Origin of the sequence: Streptomyces sp. NPDC047079 (genome assembly GCF_040643755.1) — a bacterium.
In the GTDB taxonomy this organism is placed as follows: Bacteria; Actinomycetota; Actinomycetes; order Streptomycetales; family Streptomycetaceae; genus Streptomyces.
This window is the reverse complement of record NZ_JBEYUZ010000004.1, coordinates 341,392-357,233: the sequence shown is the minus strand read 5'-3', so window position 1 is coordinate 357,233 and position 15,842 is coordinate 341,392. Positions and strand designations below refer to the sequence as shown.

Sequence of the window (15,842 nt, the reverse complement as noted above, 5' to 3'; positions counted from 1 at the left end):
CTGATCACCTGATCAAGTTGAGACGCGATCACCATGATGACCTGTTCAACAGGTGTGCGGGGCAAGGAAGTCGGGAAGGCCGCAGAAGCGGGTTCGGCGGCGAGGGGGCGGCAGTGACGGACGGATTCGATTTCAGCCCCGGGGCACAGGTGCCCCTCTCGGGCTCCGCGGGGCAGACCGCGGCGACCTACGCCCTGGCCTCGGCGGCCTACAGGGACGCGAAGGTCGAGACGATCCTCGACGCCAACAACGAATGGCATAAGTCGACCGTCAGCCTTCCCCGCCCCTGGGCGAAGATCTTCCGGCCGAACCTCGGCGAGGCCTTCTCGCTCGCCGTGCGGGACCGCATGCTGGGTGCCGACCGCAAGCCGCTGATCCAGTCCTTCGGTACCGAGCCGCAGGTGGTAGTGGAGCACTGCCTGGCCGCACACCGCATCCGCCGGGAGCGCGACAACTGGCTGTCGGCGGTGACCGTGCTGTGCGGGGTGCTGTTCCTGCCCGGGCTGCTGGTGTGGCTGCTGATCTTCACGATCCGCGCCGGCATCGCCAAGCGGGACGCCAAGCGCGGGTCCGCCCTCGGCACCACGCTGCTGGTCGCGGCGGGCGCCCTAGCCGTGATCTTCCTGATCCGGATGCCGTTCACCGGCTTCTGGGGGTGGTACGCGCGCGCGTCGGTCGTCCTGCCCGTCGTCGGCTGGTTCTGGGCGAAGCAGATCTGCGAGCGGACGGCCAAGGACCTGCGCGAGCGCTGGGAGAGCCTGCTCGCCGGCGGCGGCCTCGGCGCGAAGATCCCCGAGGCGGTGCCCGGCAGCCCCGGGGAGAGCTCCGCCGAGCGGCTGCGCCAGGCACTCGCCCGGCTGAGCGCCGAGCAGCAGTCCAACTCCGTCTTCTACGCCGGGCCCAAGGGCATCCTCGGCATGGGCACGCGCTGGGGCAGCTGGCAGCTCGCCGAGGACCTGGTGCCGCGCGACCCGGACAAGGAGATCCACCCGTTCCGCAGCTGGGACGTGATCAAGGCGATCCACGACCAGTTGCGCATGCTGGAGCGCGGCCCGCTCAACACCGGCGGCTTCCCGACCCCGTCGATCAGGCACTGGATCGTCAGTCCGATCGGGGAGAAGGCCGCGGAGGTGTCCCGCCCCGAGGGCACGGACGTGGACGCCTACCGGATCAAGCCGCACGCGATACAGGAGATCTGCAACAAGCAGCAGTTCGGCGGCGGTGAGCGGCACTACCTCGGGGTCCAGTGGACCCTGTGGGACGGCCAGCTGATCCTCACCATGCTGATCACGGTGACCGTGCTGCACGAGACGCTGCGCATCGAGGTCACCGGGCACGCCCTGGGGCCGGTGAACGCGCTGTTCACGACCAAGCCCTCGGCACCGACCAAGAAGGTGCAGAAACAGGTCAGGTTCTGGGAGACCCGCGAGGTGAAGCTCCCGCTGGTCGACACGGACGAGGTGGTGCGGCTGGCGGTCCGCGCCCCGTTCAGCTGGTATCCCCCGGTGCTGAACTGGCTCGGCGGTTCGCTGACCCTTCCCGAGCCGTTCGGTCTGCGTCACGCCTGGGCGGACCAGCCGTGGCGGCACCGCTTCATGGCGGACGACGCGCTGCGGGCGGCCACGCCGGTGCTGCGGGTGGTGCACGCGGCGGCGATCCGGGTGCTGGAGGAGAACGGCGTGGACACGGAGAAGTTCGGGACGCGGTCGGCGTTCCTCAGCACGCAGGTGCAGGACCCCACGCCGCGAAAGGCCGACGTCTACGACGCGTAGGGCTCCGGCGGTCAGACAGGGGCCGTGGCGCGGGACGGGGCGGCCGGGCTCCGTCCTCGGACACGGGACGGGCGGAGTCCGCCCGCCCTCAGGCCGTAGGCCAGGACTCCGCCAGCATGGTGCGGGTGTCGGCCAGCAGCTGTGGCAGCACCTTGGTGTGAGCGACGACCGGCATGAAGTTGGTGTCGCCGCCCCAGCGTGGCACGACGTGCTGGTGCAGGTGCGCGGCGATGCCCGCGCCGGCGACCGAGCCCTGGTTCATGCCGATGTTGAAGCCGTGGGCCCCGGAGGCCCGGCGCAAGGCGGTCATCGCCTGCTTGGTCAGCTCGGCGAGCTCCGCGGTCTCCGGCTCCGTCAGCTCCGTGTAGTCGGCGACGTGGCGGTAGGGCACGACCATCAGGTGGCCGCCGTTGTACGGGTACAGGTTGAGGACCGCGTAGACCTGTTCGCCACGCCTGACGATCAGCCCGTCCTCGTCGGACTTGGCCGGAATGGTGCAGAACGGGCAGCCGTCGTCGGCCCCCGGACCGGTCGGCTTGTTCTCGCCCTGGATGTAGGCCATCCGGTGGGGCGTCCACAGGCGCTGGAACGCGTCCTGCGTCCCCACTCCGATCTGCTGCTCCGGCTCACTCGTCATGAAGTGCAGCATATTGCTTCGCTCGTTCTCGGCGTGTCGGCGGGCTCGGGCGCATCCCCTCCGAGCGGCGCCCGCCCCGGGGAGGAGGGCCTCCGAGCGGCCCCGGCCCGGCGGAGGAGGATCTTTGGACGGTCACCGGGAGCGGCGACAGGGCCCTGGGGAAACCGGTCCCCAGGGCCCTGCCGTCCCGTACGGATCAGATCTGTGCCCGCTCCTCGACGACCTTCACGATCTTCGCGATGGCCTCGTCGAACGGGATGGCGTTCTCCTGGGAACCGTCCCGGTAGCGGAAGGACACCGATCCGTTTGACATGTCCTCGTCGCCCGCGATGACCATGAAGGGCACCTTCTGCTTCTGGGCGTTGCGGATCTTCTTCTGCATCCGGTCCGAGGAGGAGTCGACCTCCATGCGCAGGCCCTCCTTCCGGGCGGCCGCGGCGAACTGCTGAAGATAGTCGACGTGCGCGTCACCGATCGGGATGCCGATGGCCTGGACCGGGGCCAGCCAGGCCGGGAAGGCGCCCGCGTAGTGCTCGAGGAGCACCGCGAAGAAGCGCTCGATGGAGCCGAACAGGGCCCGGTGGATCATGACCGGGCGCTGCTTGGAGCCGTCCGCGGCCGTGTACTCCAGGTCGAAGCGCTCCGGCAGGTTGAAGTCCAGCTGGACCGTCGACATCTGCCAGGTGCGGCCGATCGCGTCCTTGGCCTGGACGGAGATCTTCGGGCCGTAGAAGGCGGCGCCGCCCGGGTCCGGGACCAGCGGCAGGCCCTGCTTCTCGGCGACCTGGCGGAGGGTCTCGGTGGCCTCCTCCCATGCCTCGTCGGAGCCGACGTACTTCTCCGGGTCCTTGGTGGACAGCTCCAGGTAGAAGTCGGTCAGGCCGTAGTCACGCAGGAGGTTCAGCACGAAGGTGAGCGTCTTGTCGAGCTCGTCGGCCATCTGCTCGCGGGTGCAGTAGATGTGCGCGTCGTCCTGGGTGAAGCCCCGGGCGCGGGTCAGGCCGTGCACGACGCCCGACTTCTCGTACCGGTACACGGTGCCGAACTCGAACAGGCGCAGCGGCAGTTCGCGGTAGGAGCGGCCGCGCGCGTCGAAGATCAGGTTGTGCATCGGGCAGTTCATGGGCTTGAGGTAGTAGTCCACGCCCTCGTCGAGCTGCATGGGCGGGTACATGCCGTCTGCGTACCAGTCCAGGTGGCCCGAGGTCTCGAAGAGCTTCCCCTTCGTCGCGTGCGGGGTGTAGACGAACTCGTAGCCCTCCTCCTCGTGGCGGCGCCGCGAGTAGTCCTCCATCACCCGGCGGACGATGCCTCCCTTGGGGTGGAAGACCGCGAGGCCGGAGCCGATCTGCTCGGGGATCGAGAACAGGTCGAGCTCGGCGCCCAGCTTGCGGTGGTCACGCTTCTCGGCCTCGGCGAGGAAGTCCAGGTGCGCCTTCAGCTCGTCCTTGGTCGGCCAGGCCGTGCCGTAGATGCGCTGGAGCATCGGGTTCTTCTCGCTGCCGCGCCAGTAGGCGGCGGCGTTGCGCATCAGCTTGAACGCCGGGATGAGGCGGGTGGAGGGCAGGTGGGGACCTCGGCAGAGGTCCTTCCAGCACAGCTCACCGGTCTTGGCGTCCAGGTTGTCGTAGATCGTCAGCTCACCGGCGCCGACCTCGACATCCGCGCCGTCCTCGCTGGAGGCCGAGCCCTTGAGGCCGATCAGCTCCAGCTTGTACGGCTCGTCCGCCAGCTCCTCGCGGGCGGCCTCGTCCGTGACGACACGGCGCGAGAAGCGCTGGCCGCGCTTCTGGATCTCCTGCATCTTCTTCTCGACGGCCTTGAGGTCCTCGGGCGTGAACGGCCGCGCGACCTCGAAGTCGTAGTAGAAGCCGTCCTTGACCGGCGGGCCGATGCCCAGCTTCGCCTCGGGGAAGAGCTCCTGCACGGCCTGCGCCATGACGTGCGCGGTGGAGTGGCGCAGGATGTTGAGACCGTCCTCGGAGGAGATCTCGACGCCCTCGACGGTCTCGCCGTCCTTCACCTCGTGGCTGAGGTCCTTCAGTTCGCCGGCCACCCGCGCGGCGATGATCGAGCGCTCGCCGGCGAAGAGGTCGGCGGCCGTAGTGCCCGTCGTCACCACGCGCTCTTCCCGCTCGGAATCGCGTTGGATGATCACACGGACGTCTGACACCGGTCTCTCCTGACTGCTGGTGGATGCGGCGCCATACCTGGAGCGCGCGCATGACTGGGATCGTACCGACCCGGCGCCGCCCACCGCGAAGCGGTTGTCGTCAGTCCCCGCCGCAGGCCTCCTCGAAAAAGTCGAGGTTCTCCTGGAGGGACTTCATCAGCCGGTCCCGCTCGGCCTCGTCGACCTGCACCGGGGCCACCCCGGACGGGTCCACCAGACGCCGGAAGCCGCCGCGGCTCTGAAGCCTGCCGTGCACCCGTACGGGCAGCCCGACGAGGTGGGCCTGGCCCGCTATCCGGTACGCCTCCTCGTCCAGGGTCATCCGTACGTGCGGCACCTCGGCCCCGGCGATGACGCGTAGCCGTACGGTGCCCTCGCCGCGCGGTCCCGACCGGCGCAGGCGTACCACCGCGCCGGTGATCCGCACCGGGACGGAGGGCTCCTCGCGCAGATAGCGGGCCCCGGCCTCGCGCAGTACGGGAAGGTCGCCCGGCGAGAACTCGACCGGCTCGGCGGGCGTCGCGCCGCCCTCCGGCACACCGGCGGCGGGCGCCCACTCGACGGCGATGCGGGCGCCCTCGGAGCCGCGTACGAAGGCGACGAGGGCCTCGGTCAGCTCATGGCTCACGCCTGCCTCGACGGCGGCGTCGAAGGCGTCCATGCCCCCGGTGGCGCGCTGGTAGTCGACGGCCTCCCGGGCCGCGTACAGCGCCTGGTAGAGGCGTACGGCGAGCGGCCGGCCGGTGGTGACGGGCACGAAGGCGGTGAGCCGGCGGCCGCCGGGGGCGGCACCGACCAGCACGTTCTCCAGCAGTGCGGCGGCGGGCCTGCGGTGCCGGGCACCGTAGTAGCCCGCACGCGCGCGGGTGGCGAGCGCGGCGGCCAGCAGCATGCGGCGGGCGGCGGAGCGCAGTTCGTCCTCGACGGCCCAGGGCGCGGCGCCCGCGGGTCCCGTGGCCACGTCCCGCCACCAGCGGATCTCGTCGCTGGGCACGGAGAGCCCGAGCAGGACGTCGCGGGCGGAGGGCGAGCCGCTGCGGGTGAGGGCGAGGAGGGCCTCGGCGAGCAGGTCGTCGCTGTCGGGGAAGGCCCGGCTCTCCGGTACCAGCAGGCTCGTCCCGCCGGCGCCCGGGCCCGGCGGCGTCCACCGGCCGTAGCGTCCGGGGGCGCCGCCACGCCGCTGCCAGCCGTGCCGGTGCAGGAGGGCGCCGAGCACGGCGGGATCGACCTCGTCGGGTGCGGGCGGCTGGTTCCACAGCGGCTCCGCCGGGTGCGGCCGGACGGCGCGGGCGGGCTCGTCGAGGGGACGGTGGGTCACGGTCTGCCTCCCGTTCCGACCCGGGTCATGATCTCGCACAGGGCACGGTCGTCGAAGATGCGTGAGGTGGGGATGCGCACGGTGGTGCGGTGCCGGCCCGTGATCGCGTGCCCGGCGAGGTTGATCCAGTAGCAGCAGTGCCGCAGGTCGAGACGGTCGTGGCCGGCCCGCAGCCACTGCTCCTGGGACCGGGGCACGATCATCACGACGAGGATCTTGTGTACGGAGACGGGGGTACGGGCGAGCTTCGCCAGGTGCTCGTTGTCGAGCGTGAAGGAGAAGAAGCGGCCCGGCGGGTTCGGCGGGATCTGGTAGGTGCACTTGAGCTGCACCTTGATGGTGACCTCGTCGTCGACGGTGTGGCCGGGGGCGCTGTGGCTGACGTGCCAGTCGATGCCGTTGTCCGGGAAGGGCTGGGACAGCGAACAGCCGGCCGCCGCGGCGACCGCGTGCAGATAGCCCACCTGGAGTGTCTCCATGCAGGCGGTGGTGGCGAGGGTGCCGCGAATCAGGCCCGTGCGTTCGGGCAGCAGCCCGCCCCGCTCGGGCTGCGCTATCGCCATGACCAACAGCCTTCCCCGTCGGACCAGTCCCCGTGACGGGTCGCTGAACTGCAAAGACCCGTACTCCTGTTGTGTCCTTCCGGCGTACGGCGCAAACGGCCCGGGTATCACCAAACGGGGCAGAAGACGGTACGTCAACTGCCGAAGGTGGACGAGGAGTTGGGTTCGTATGACGTGCTGGTACGAGGGCCCCCTGGCCGCGTTCGACACGGAGACAACGGGCGTGGACGTCGAGACCGACCGGATCGTGTCGGCCGCCGTCGTCGTCCAGGACGCACCGGGCACCCGGCCGAGGGTGAGCCGGTGGCTGGTGAACCCGGGCGTGCCGGTGCCCGCTGAGGCGACGGCGGTGCACGGGCTGACGGAGGAACACCTCCAGCACAACGGCCGCTGGCCGTCGCCCGTGATGGAGGAGATAGCCAAGGAGCTGGCCGAACAGGCCGCGCTGGGACGGCCGTTGGTGGTGATGAACGCACCGTTCGACCTGACGCTCCTGGACCGGGAGTTGCGCCGCCACCGCGCCTGCGCGCTCGAGCGCTGGTTCGCGTCGCAGCCGCTGTGCGTGCTCGACCCGCGGGTCCTCGACAAGCATCTGGACCGCTACCGCAAAGGCCGTCGCACCCTCACCGACCTGTGTGCGCACTACGGGGTCGCACTGAAGGGGGCCCACGACGCGGCGGCGGACGCGGTGGCCGCGCTGGAGGTCGTACGGGCGCTGGGCCGCCGTTACGCGACCCGTTTGGAGCGGCTGACTCCGGTCGAACTGCACAGCCTTCAGACGGGATGGCACGCGGCGCAGGCGCGGGGGCTTCAGGCGTGGTTCGCGCGCAGTGGCACGGAGGAGGTGGTGGACACGGCCTGGCCGCTGCGCCCGGAGCTGCCGGCCGCTGCCTGACCTGGGCGGACCGGGGCGGAGCCTGCCGCCCCGGTACACGAAAGACCGGTCCGCCTGTGACGGACCGGTCTTCTCCGGGTGGGCGATACTGGGTTCGAACCAGTGGCCTCTTCGGTGTGAACGAAGCGCTCTCCCACTGAGCTAATCGCCCCGGAACGCAGTGAACAATACAGGTCCGGGCCGGGTTCCTTCAAACCGCTTCGAGGTGCGCCAGCAGTCCCCGCCGTCCCGAGCGCATCATGATCCGGTGGTTCGCGCGGAAGACCGGCCGCCCCACCAGGGCGAACCGCCTGAGCAGCGGCTTGGTCGCCTCGACCTCCTGGTCGTAGCGGACGAGGCTGCCGGAGGCGGTCGCGGTGACCGTCCAGCGGGCCCAGCCGTCGAGGTCGCCGGACAGCACGGCCTCCAGGACACCGGCCGCCGGATCGCGCCGCACCTCCCGCGCGGTGAAGGTGATGTCGTACGGCAGCAGCGAGCGGGCCCGGACGACGGCGGTGGTGTCGTCGAGCCGGATCACTTCCCGCACTTGAGGCCACCAGTCCGGGTATTCCTGGGAACGCTCCAGCACCGCGTACACGGCGGCGGGCGGCGCGGGCAGCGCCCACAGGCTGCGGAAGCGGTAGTGGGTCAGGTCCATGAGCAGAGTCTGCCCGGGTCCGCCCCGGTTTCTGAGTACGCGTACTCATGCCGTGGGACGCGGGGCGGGCCACACTTGCGGGTGCGAGCGCCGCCGCCCGTGCGGCGGCGCTCCCCGACTCGTCGGCGTGAAGAGGGAGTTCGGCGATGCGGGCGGTGCCGTACGCGACGGCGAACGGGACTTGAGACCGGGCAGTGACCACTGCTGCCGCACTTCCGAGGGAATCCGAGGGCGTTCCGGAACACCTCCGCGGAAATGCCGCCGACCGCCTGGGTCCGGGACTTATCGCCAAAAAGCGACACGACCTGGGAACGTCGTGAATCGTTTTGAGTAAGCGCTTGCCGACGCACGGTAAGGATGTACGGCAAGGGGGCCGGCATATGGCCGAAACAGGCCCGTGCACACGACGAGGGCGGCGGGCACTCGCGCTGTCCGCGCATACCCGCCGCCCTCAGTGCTGTGGGCGATACTGGGATCGAACCAGTGACCTCTTCGGTGTGAACGAAGCGCTCTCCCGCTGAGCTAATCGCCCGGGCGCAGGGAGAACATTACCCCATGTCAGGGCGCGCCTTTGACCGGGAGCGGATCACTCCTCCTCGACGCTCCAAGGCATCGCGAGGCCGAACTTCCACACATAGACCCCGACGAGGGTCGCGGCGATCACCACGCCCACCGACGTCAGGACGATGTTCCGGCGGCGCACCCTGGGGTCGAGCGCACGCCGGGCCGCCTCGGTGACCTTCCGCTTCGTCCAGCGGAGCACCAGCTGGGCCCAGACGAACTCCGTCGCCCAGATCGCCATGCCCGCGAAGATCACCAGCCAGCCCGGCCCGGGCAGCGGAAGCATGATCACGCCCGCGCCGACCACCGCGAGGCCGGCCAGGAAAACGCCCACCTGCCAGCTGAGATGCAGGGCCCGCCGCTCCCTGATGAATTCCGGCGCCCGGGAACCGAGGGCCCGCTCGGACTTCGGCTCCTCTTCGGTCGCGGCGCCCTTGCCCCGCTCGTCACTCCCCGTATTCATGCGGCCCGACCCTACCGGAGAGGAACCGGTCACCGGAATGGCCGAACCGCCCGAACGGTGTCTCGGCCGTACGAGCTACGCAAAGACACGCAAAACGCTCAGAGGGGTTTACAACGGCACCGTAGGTGGCATGTCGATTTCGCCGACGTGCGAATCCCCGAGCGCACACTGAGCGAAAGGCCCTGGCGCTTATGAACACCACGGTCAGCTGCGAGCTGCACCTGCGCCTCGTTGTGTCGAGCGAGTCCTCACTGCCTGTACCCGCAGGACTGCGGTATGACACGGCCGATCCCTACGCCGTGCACGCCACCTTCCATACCGGAGCCGAGGAGACCGTCGAGTGGGTGTTCGCCCGCGACCTCCTCGCGGAAGGGCTGCACCGGCCCACAGGGACCGGTGACGTCCGCGTCTGGCCGTCCCGCAGTCACGGTCAGGGCGTCGTATGCATCGCCCTGAGCTCTCCGGAGGGCGAGGCGCTGCTCGAGGCCCCGGCGCGGGCACTGGAGTCGTTCCTGAAGCGGACGGACGCAGCCGTGCCTCCGGGCACGGAACACCGGCATTTCGATCTCGACACAGAGCTCTCCCACATCCTGGCGGAGAGCTAGCGCACGATCCGCAAGCCGCCCGTCGCCGTCCACTCGGGGAGACGGTTCGGGCCGGGACAACCGCATACGGCACACCCTGGCGCCGTCACCGCGAGCCCTCGCGGAGGCGGCGCCCGGGCGTACGCACAGTGGGTTACCGCGCCACTCCGCGCCGTGGCGTGGTGGCTCCGCCCGCGCGCCACGGAAGTCGAGCGACGCCACGGCTTGGTGCGTGGCGGCCCCACGGCGACGAGGAGCCGCTAGGCTCGGCCAGCATCGGCGGGCGTCCGCCCGACCCCCAGGCCAGGGAGCGACACGTGCTGATCACCCATGACACCCGGTGCGCGCTCGACCTCGTGGTGGATCTGGTGAACACCTCGGCCGAGGGCGACGAGAGGGAGGGGCTTCCCGATGTCGCCGCCCTCGACCGTTTCGCGCGGGAGCACGCTCTGAGTGACGTCGGCGTGCTGTCGGAGCTCGATCTCGCCGCGGTGCGCCGGATCCGCGGGCGGCTCGCCACGATCTTCTCCGCGCCCGACGCCCGGATCGCGGCCGGGCTGATCAACGAATTGGTGGCGGCGGCCGGAACCACGCCCCAGCTCACCGATCACGACGGCTACGACTGGCATGTGCACTACTTCGCGCCCGGCGCCTCGATCGCCGACCACATCGCCGCGGACTGCGGGATGGCGCTGGCGTTCTTTGTGGTGGCCGGGGAGCAGGAGCGGCTGCGCCACTGCGAGGCGCCCGACTGCCGGCGCGCGTTCGTCGACCTCTCCCGCAACCGCTCCCGCCGCTACTGCGACAGCCGCACCTGCGGAAACCGCCTCCATGTGGCGGCCTACCGGGCGCGTCGCAAGGAAGCGGCGGGCTGAGCGCGGCCCGACCAGGGGACGTCGCCGCGCGCCGAGCCGGGGAAACGGCGTCCCATGGGGGTGTGGGTCCGGTGGTCTTTAGGCTGATCCGCCGCCGGGCGCAAGCGCCCGCCGTGCCACCGCCACCGTCGGGACGGAGTCGGGCGGAACCCCTTCTCCGCTACTCTCCGTGAGCGCGTAACCGGCCCGGCGGTGATCCCTTCGACGCGTACCGTGGCGGGGCTGACGGAGCCCGCGGCGGGTGGCGCCGGGGGCTCCGCATACGGCTCAGAGCAGCAGCAGATCGTGCAGTGATGCCATGAGCAGCAGGCAGCCGATCACCGCTAGGAAGATCATCAGCGGTGGCTGGGAAAGCGCGAAGAGACAACCACGGCGCTCCTCGGGAGGAACGCCGGTGCCGCTCTGGGTTCTGTCCAGCATCTCGCGGCGATGATGACGTAGCCGACGCCCGCATCGCGATCAACACGCCCGCAATGCCCGGGAGTTCGCCAATATCCGCGACACCGGGACCGAAGTTGATCTCGGAGCGCCCTCTCGTGATCGTCGGGCGCCCACCGTCCGGCCACGTGCCGTTTCAATCCGTCATATGCCGTGCTTCTTGAGAATGGCCTCGATATCGCTGAAGTCGTCCGCGGAGTCGGCCGTACGGGCCTTGTGGGGATCGGCCGCGGGCCGGGCGTCCGGGCGGGCCCCGGCGCCGAGTGCCGGCCCGGAGGACGAGGGAGCCACCGCCGCCCGGCGCGCGGCCTCGGCCGCCCTGCGCTCCCTGCGTCCACCGCCGCGGCGCTCCACGGCGCGGGTCGTCAGGAAAAGGAGCCAGGCGACACCGAGCACTCCGAAGCCCGCCCAGGCCATGGGACTGAACGCCGTGCCGGCGAGCCAGCCCACGACGCCGGTCATGACCAGGCCGATCGGCACGAGCGAGTACGCGGCGAGACGGAAGGCCGCGAGGAAGCGCTTGCGGTAGGCCGTGACCGCCGCGACACCCAGGCCGGCCGCGGAGACGGCGGAACAGACTGTCTCGGCGATCATCCGGTCCTCCAGGCGCAGCTCGGTCGGGCGGGGTCGGTTCGTCCCTTCCATCCTGCACCGTTCCGCGCCCCCGGTGCCACGGTCCGGGCGGACCTCAGGGACATCTCCGGGTCGGCTCCTCCCCAGGGTGCGGAAACACCTCCACCCCTGACCGCACGGCCCCTCTCCCGTCTCCACCCCGGCCGCAGGGGGCCGCCGACGGACCCGTTTGGGGCGGGGTCCCGAGGCTGGAAGACTGGTGACCATGAGCGACTCCTCCCCCGCACCCGTCACCGCGCCCGTCCTCGAGGTCTGGTGCGAACTCCAGTGCCCCGACTGCCGCAGCGCCCTCGACGATCTCCGCGCGCTGCGGGCCCGCTACGGCGACCGGCTGGAGCTGCGGCTGCGGCACTTCCCGCTGGAGAAGCACCGGCACGCCTTCGCCGCCGCGCAGGCCGCCGAGGAAGCGCTCGAGCAGGGGCAGGGCTGGCCCTACGTCGAGGCGGTGCTCGGCCGCGTCGAGGAGCTGGACCGCAAGGGGGAGGCGTTCCTGGTCGAGGTGGCGCGCGAACTCGGCCTGGACGCCGAGGAATTCGACACCGCGCTGATCGACGGCCGGCACATCCTCGCCGTCGACGCCGACCAGGCCGAGGGCAAGGCGATCGGCGTCACCGGCACTCCCACCTATGTCATCGGCGGCGAGCGCCTCGACGGCGGCAAGAGCCAGGAGGGGCTGCGCGGGCGCATCGAGGAGATCGCGGACCGGCTGCTGGCCGAGGGTGCGTGAGCCTCAGGCCAGCACCTTGTACAGGTGGTGCGCGGTCGTCTCGTACCCCAGTGAGGCGTAGAGCCGTTCGGCGGGGGTGTTGCCCGCGAAGACACTGAGTCCGATGCGGTTCTTGCCGCCCTCCACCGCCTGCGCCTCCGCCAGCGCCATCAGCGTGCGGCCGTGACCGCGGCGCCGCTGCTCAGGACGGACCTCCACACCGAGCACGAACGCGGTCTCGGGCCACAGCCCGAGCCACAGGCTGCCGGCCGGATCCCCCTCCTGTTCCAGAACGCTGACCAGGGTGTTCTCGGTCGCCAGGCCGTCCGGCAGGAACTTGGCGAGATCCCGGTCCGCCTTGGCGTACGCCTGGCGCTCCGGCACTCCCCGCTCGATCAGGTCCCGAGCGAAGCCGTCACGCTCCCGGGCGTGCCACGGCCCGTACTCCGCCTCGGTCATGGGTCGGGCGACGCTGCCGGCGGGCAGCCGGGGCCTGCCGGAGCCCAGGCTCTTGGCCATGCTCCGGCTGCGCGGCACGTACCCGAGCGCCGTCACGAGCCGGAGGGCCGCCTCGGCGTCCGCGGGCACCGACACCACGATGTGCGCGCAGCCCCAGCCGCGCAGCACCTCCTCGGCGGCGAGCGCCGCCACGGTGCCCCTGCCCCTGCCCCGGTCCGGTTCCTCGATACGCAGGTCGTCCAGACGTGCCACCGTGGGCCCGTACTCGGGGTGCGTCGACAGACGCAGGCCTCCCACCGGGCGGCCGTTCACACATACGTGGTAGCACCGTGAACGCGTTCCGTCCGGGTGCTGTCGAAGCGGCTCGTCCGGCCGCAGGGTCGTGGTCATCAGGGGTTGTTCTACCCCCTGCCGGGCCGCGGTTCAGCCGAATATTCCCGGCGGTCAGGGATCGAGGTCGTCCCCGGCCCGCTCGGCGAAGATCCGCATGGCCTTGGCGGTCACCGGCCCCGGCGCGCCCGGCAGTTCGCGGCCGTCCACCCGGTGCACGGCCTGGATGTCCCGCAGGGTGGACGTGAGGAAGATCTCGTCCGCGCGCTCCAGTACGTCCAGCGGCAGGTCGGTCTCGCGGGCTCCTGCCCACTCGACGGTGAGCGCGCGTGTGATGCCCGCGAGACAGCCGGAGGCGAGCGGCGGGGTGTGGATCTCGCCGTCGAGGACGACGAAGACGTTCGAACCGGTGCCCTCGCAGAGCTGTCCGACGGTGTTCGCGAACAGCGCCTCGGAGGCGCCCCGTTCGGAGGCCCGGGCGAGGGCGACGACGTTCTCCGCGTACGAGGTGGTCTTGAGGCCGGCCAGCGCGCCGCGCTCGTTGCGGGTCCACGGGACGGTGATCACCGCGGTGGAGTCGGGACGCCGGGTGGTCTCGCCGAGGGCGACCACGAGGGTCGGGCCCCGATCACCACGGTCGGAGCCGAGGGGGCCGTGACCGCCGGTGTAGGTGATGCGCAGGCGCCCGAGCGGCATCGGGTTGGCCTCCAGGACCGCGGCGCAGGCGCGCCGGACCTCGTCGAGATCGGGGTCGGGCAGGCCGAGGCCGCGCGCCGAGCGGGTGAGCCGGTCGAGGTGGCGGGTCAGCGCGAACGGCCGGCCGCCGGTGGCCTTGACGGTCTCGAAGATGCCGTCCCCCACGGTCAGTCCGTGGTCGAAGACGGAGACGCGGGCGGAGTCGATGTCCTGCAGCCCGCCGTCGAGCCAGAGCTTCACTGGTCTTTACCTCGCAAGATGGTGGCGGAAGCGTCGTCCGACGCATGGGTGCGGCCGCGAGTCGGACCCGCGACCACACCGCGCACGGGCACGCCGTCCCCCGGATGGACACAGCACGGGAGGTGGCTCATGCCGGTCCCGTGTCCTGGTACTCCCCCGACGCTACCGCGAGCAGCCGGGCGGCCTTGAGCTCGGTCTCGTGCCATTCCCCCTCGGGGTCGGAGCCCCAGGTGATGCCCGCGCCCGCGCCGAAGCGCAGGACGGGGGCGCTCCCGGCGGGCCGGTCGATCCAGAAGGTGCGGATGCCGACGGCCAGCTCACCCACGCCCCGGTCCGCGTCGACCCAGCCGATGCCGCCGCAGTAGGGGCCGCGGGGGGCGGTCTCCAGGGCGTCGATGATCCGCAGGGCGCTGGACTTGGGGGCGCCGGTGATCGACCCGGCCGGGAACGTGGCGGCGAGCAGCTCCGGCCAGCCGGCGTCCGCGCGCAGTTCGCCGCGGACGGTGGACACGAGGTGGACCAGTCCGGGGTGCTTCTCGACGGCGCACAGGTCGGGCACGGTCACGCTCCCCGTGGTGCAGACACGGCCGAGGTCGTTGCGCACCAGGTCCACGATCATCACGTTCTCGGCGTAGTCCTTGTCCAGGAGTTCCGCCTCGGTCCGCGCGGTGCCCTTGATCGGGCCGGATGCGACGGAGCGGCCGTCGCGGCGCAGAAACAGTTCGGGGGACGCCGTGGCCGTCTCCACGCCGTGCCCCGGCAGGCGAATCGTTCCTGCGTACGGTGCCGGATTGCCTCGGGCGAGCACGGAGGTCAGGGCGTCCACGTCGGCGTCGGCCGCGATCGGCGCGGAGAGCACTCGGCAGAGGTTCACCTGGTAGACCTCCCCGGTCGCGATGTGCTCGCGGATCCGCCGCACCCCGGCCGTGTACGCGGCGCGGTCGAGCGAGGACGTCCAGTCACCGACGGCCGGACCTCGCCATGCCCCGGGCCGGGGCGCGGGCACCGGCGCCTCTCGTACGTCCGCGAAGCGGGCGCAGGTCAGGCGCCCCTCGTAGTCCGCGCAGACGGCCCAGAAGCCGGTGGAGTCGAGGGCCGCGGGATCGCTGGTGACATCGAGGAGACCGGTGGCGACGCGGTCACCGAAACGCGCGAGAGGAGGGAGGTCGGACACACAGCCGAGTCTATGGCGGGTGTCCCCGAGGTGGCCTGGGCGTGTCCGCTCGGGACCCCGGCCGTGTCCGTGACCAGGCGCAGCGCAGCACGCTGCGCAAACGCGTTTTTGTACTGGCCCGGGAATCCGCTAGAGTTCAACACGTCGCCGGGCGCGGAAGCGATCCGAAACGACAAGCGGACGTAGCTCAGTTGGTAGAGCGCAACCTTGCCAAGGTTGAGGTCGCGAGTTCGAGCCTCGTCGTCCGCTCGAAGGAACCAGGGGATCTTCCCGAACCCCTGCACTCCTGGTGGAGTGGCCGAGAGGCGAGGCAACGGCCTGCAAAGCCGTCTACACGGGTTCAAATCCCGTCTCCACCTCCAAGGACGATTAGCTCAGCGGGAGAGCGCTTCCCTGACACGGAAGAGGTCACTGGTTCAATCCCAGTATCGTCCACTGGACTCCCCGGCAACGGGTGTCCCCCGGCGCGATTAGCTCAGCGGGAGAGCGCTTCCCTGACACGGAAGAGGTCACTGGTTCAATCCCAGTATCGCGCACGCAGCACCCCTGGCCGTCTCCCCGGAGCGGTCGAGGTCCCGAGGACGATTAGCTCAGCGGGAGAGCGCTTCCCTGACACGGAAGAGGTCACTGGTTCAATCCCAGTATCGTCCACACATCGAAGCCCCCGGCCCCGCGGCCGGGGGCTTCC

The 15,842-nt window shown here is 70.9% G+C and carries 16 protein-coding genes and 7 tRNA genes; 10 read left to right on the top strand and 13 right to left on the bottom strand.

Going from position 1 to position 15,842, the window contains the following annotated elements; genetic code table 11:
* The first annotated feature begins 113 nt into the window (after nucleotides 1–113).
* Nucleotides 114–1,772 (top strand): hypothetical protein, encoded by a 1,659-nt coding sequence (locus tag ABZ823_RS08665; RefSeq protein WP_361655603.1) that lies wholly within the window; start codon nucleotides 114–116, stop codon nucleotides 1,770–1,772.
* Nucleotides 1,773–1,860: 88 nt separating this feature from the next.
* Here the strand turns inward: ABZ823_RS08665 and ABZ823_RS08660 are convergent, their stop codons facing one another.
* The 4 genes from ABZ823_RS08660 to ABZ823_RS08645 all read right to left on the bottom strand — a co-directional run bounded on the left by ABZ823_RS08660 (nucleotide 1,861) and on the right by ABZ823_RS08645 (nucleotide 6,463).
* Entirely contained in the window at nucleotides 1,861–2,421 is a 561-nt protein-coding gene (locus ABZ823_RS08660) for an HIT domain-containing protein (protein WP_361655600.1), read from the bottom strand.
* A gap of 184 nt (nucleotides 2,422–2,605) precedes the next feature.
* Nucleotides 2,606–4,582 carry a threonine--tRNA ligase gene (gene thrS, locus ABZ823_RS08655; RefSeq protein WP_361655597.1) on the bottom strand — a complete coding sequence of 659 codons (1,977 nt, stop codon included), beginning with the start codon at nucleotides 4,580–4,582 and terminating at the stop codon, nucleotides 2,606–2,608.
* A gap of 100 nt (nucleotides 4,583–4,682) precedes the next feature.
* A complete protein-coding gene (locus ABZ823_RS08650) occupies nucleotides 4,683–5,900 on the bottom strand; it encodes a hypothetical protein (protein WP_361655594.1) in 1,218 nt (405 codons plus the stop codon).
* On the bottom strand, nucleotides 5,897–6,463 hold the full coding sequence (locus tag ABZ823_RS08645; RefSeq protein ID WP_361655592.1) for a DUF4365 domain-containing protein: 567 nt from the start codon (nucleotides 6,461–6,463) through the stop codon (nucleotides 5,897–5,899). Before ABZ823_RS08645 ends, ABZ823_RS08650 begins: the two co-directional genes overlap by 4 nt.
* A 169-nt stretch (nucleotides 6,464–6,632) precedes the next feature.
* Between ABZ823_RS08645 and ABZ823_RS08640 the strand changes: the two genes are divergently transcribed.
* A complete protein-coding gene (locus tag ABZ823_RS08640; RefSeq protein ID WP_361655589.1) occupies nucleotides 6,633–7,358 on the top strand; it encodes a 3'-5' exonuclease in 726 nt (241 codons plus the stop codon).
* 79 nt (nucleotides 7,359–7,437) lie between these two features.
* Here ABZ823_RS08640 and ABZ823_RS08635 read toward each other — a convergent pair.
* From ABZ823_RS08635 to ABZ823_RS08620, 4 genes are all read right to left on the bottom strand, one after another.
* Nucleotides 7,438–7,509: transfer RNA gene (locus ABZ823_RS08635), tRNA-Val, on the bottom strand.
* A gap of 39 nt (nucleotides 7,510–7,548) precedes the next feature.
* Entirely contained in the window at nucleotides 7,549–7,995 is a 447-nt protein-coding gene (locus tag ABZ823_RS08630) for an SRPBCC family protein (protein WP_361655586.1), read from the bottom strand.
* A 460-nt stretch (nucleotides 7,996–8,455) separates the two neighbouring features.
* A tRNA-Val gene (locus ABZ823_RS08625) sits at nucleotides 8,456–8,527 on the bottom strand.
* Between the two features lie 54 nt (nucleotides 8,528–8,581).
* A complete protein-coding gene (locus ABZ823_RS08620; RefSeq protein WP_361655583.1) occupies nucleotides 8,582–9,019 on the bottom strand; it encodes a TIGR02611 family protein in 438 nt (145 codons plus the stop codon).
* A 191-nt stretch (nucleotides 9,020–9,210) separates the two neighbouring features.
* On the opposite strand from ABZ823_RS08620, the gene ABZ823_RS08615 reads away from it, so the two are divergent.
* On the top strand, nucleotides 9,211–9,624 hold the full coding sequence (locus tag ABZ823_RS08615) for an SsgA family sporulation/cell division regulator (protein ID WP_003959770.1): 414 nt from the start codon (nucleotides 9,211–9,213) through the stop codon (nucleotides 9,622–9,624).
* 296 nt (nucleotides 9,625–9,920) lie between these two features.
* Entirely contained in the window at nucleotides 9,921–10,478 is a 558-nt protein-coding gene (locus tag ABZ823_RS08610; protein ID WP_361655580.1) for a CGNR zinc finger domain-containing protein, read from the top strand.
* Nucleotides 10,479–10,745: 267 nt separating this feature from the next.
* Here the strand turns inward: ABZ823_RS08610 and ABZ823_RS08605 are convergent, their stop codons facing one another.
* Nucleotides 10,746–10,898: a hypothetical protein gene (locus ABZ823_RS08605; protein WP_361655578.1), complete on the bottom strand. Its 153-nt coding sequence runs from the start codon at nucleotides 10,896–10,898 to the stop codon at nucleotides 10,746–10,748.
* Between the two features lie 162 nt (nucleotides 10,899–11,060).
* Nucleotides 11,061–11,561: a hypothetical protein gene (locus ABZ823_RS08600; protein ID WP_361655575.1), complete on the bottom strand. Its 501-nt coding sequence runs from the start codon at nucleotides 11,559–11,561 to the stop codon at nucleotides 11,061–11,063.
* Between the two features lie 193 nt (nucleotides 11,562–11,754).
* On the opposite strand from ABZ823_RS08600, the gene ABZ823_RS08595 reads away from it, so the two are divergent.
* A complete protein-coding gene (locus ABZ823_RS08595) occupies nucleotides 11,755–12,276 on the top strand; it encodes a DsbA family protein (protein WP_361655572.1) in 522 nt (173 codons plus the stop codon).
* A gap of 3 nt (nucleotides 12,277–12,279) precedes the next feature.
* Here the strand turns inward: ABZ823_RS08595 and ABZ823_RS08590 are convergent, their stop codons facing one another.
* The 3 genes from ABZ823_RS08590 to ABZ823_RS08580 all read right to left on the bottom strand — a co-directional run bounded on the left by ABZ823_RS08590 (nucleotide 12,280) and on the right by ABZ823_RS08580 (nucleotide 15,154).
* A complete protein-coding gene (locus ABZ823_RS08590; protein WP_361655569.1) occupies nucleotides 12,280–13,104 on the bottom strand; it encodes a GNAT family N-acetyltransferase in 825 nt (274 codons plus the stop codon).
* Nucleotides 13,105–13,158: 54 nt separating this feature from the next.
* Complete coding sequence (locus tag ABZ823_RS08585; protein WP_361655566.1) at nucleotides 13,159–13,980, bottom strand: aminodeoxychorismate lyase; 822 nt, start codon at nucleotides 13,978–13,980, stop codon at nucleotides 13,159–13,161.
* Between the two features lie 127 nt (nucleotides 13,981–14,107).
* Entirely contained in the window at nucleotides 14,108–15,154 is a 1,047-nt protein-coding gene (locus ABZ823_RS08580; RefSeq protein WP_361655564.1) for a chorismate-binding protein, read from the bottom strand.
* 176 nt (nucleotides 15,155–15,330) lie between these two features.
* On the opposite strand from ABZ823_RS08580, the gene ABZ823_RS08575 reads away from it, so the two are divergent.
* The 5 genes from ABZ823_RS08575 (at nucleotide 15,331) to ABZ823_RS08555 (ending at nucleotide 15,805) form a co-directional block, all read left to right on the top strand.
* Nucleotides 15,331–15,403, top strand: a tRNA-Gly gene (locus tag ABZ823_RS08575).
* 39 nt (nucleotides 15,404–15,442) lie between these two features.
* Nucleotides 15,443–15,516 (top strand) — tRNA-Cys (locus tag ABZ823_RS08570).
* Between the two features lies 1 nt (nucleotide 15,517).
* A tRNA-Val gene (locus tag ABZ823_RS08565) sits at nucleotides 15,518–15,589 on the top strand.
* Nucleotides 15,590–15,618: 29 nt separating this feature from the next.
* Nucleotides 15,619–15,690: transfer RNA gene (locus ABZ823_RS08560), tRNA-Val, on the top strand.
* Nucleotides 15,691–15,733: 43 nt separating this feature from the next.
* Nucleotides 15,734–15,805, top strand: a tRNA-Val gene (locus tag ABZ823_RS08555).
* The last annotated feature ends 37 nt before the right edge of the window (nucleotides 15,806–15,842 follow it).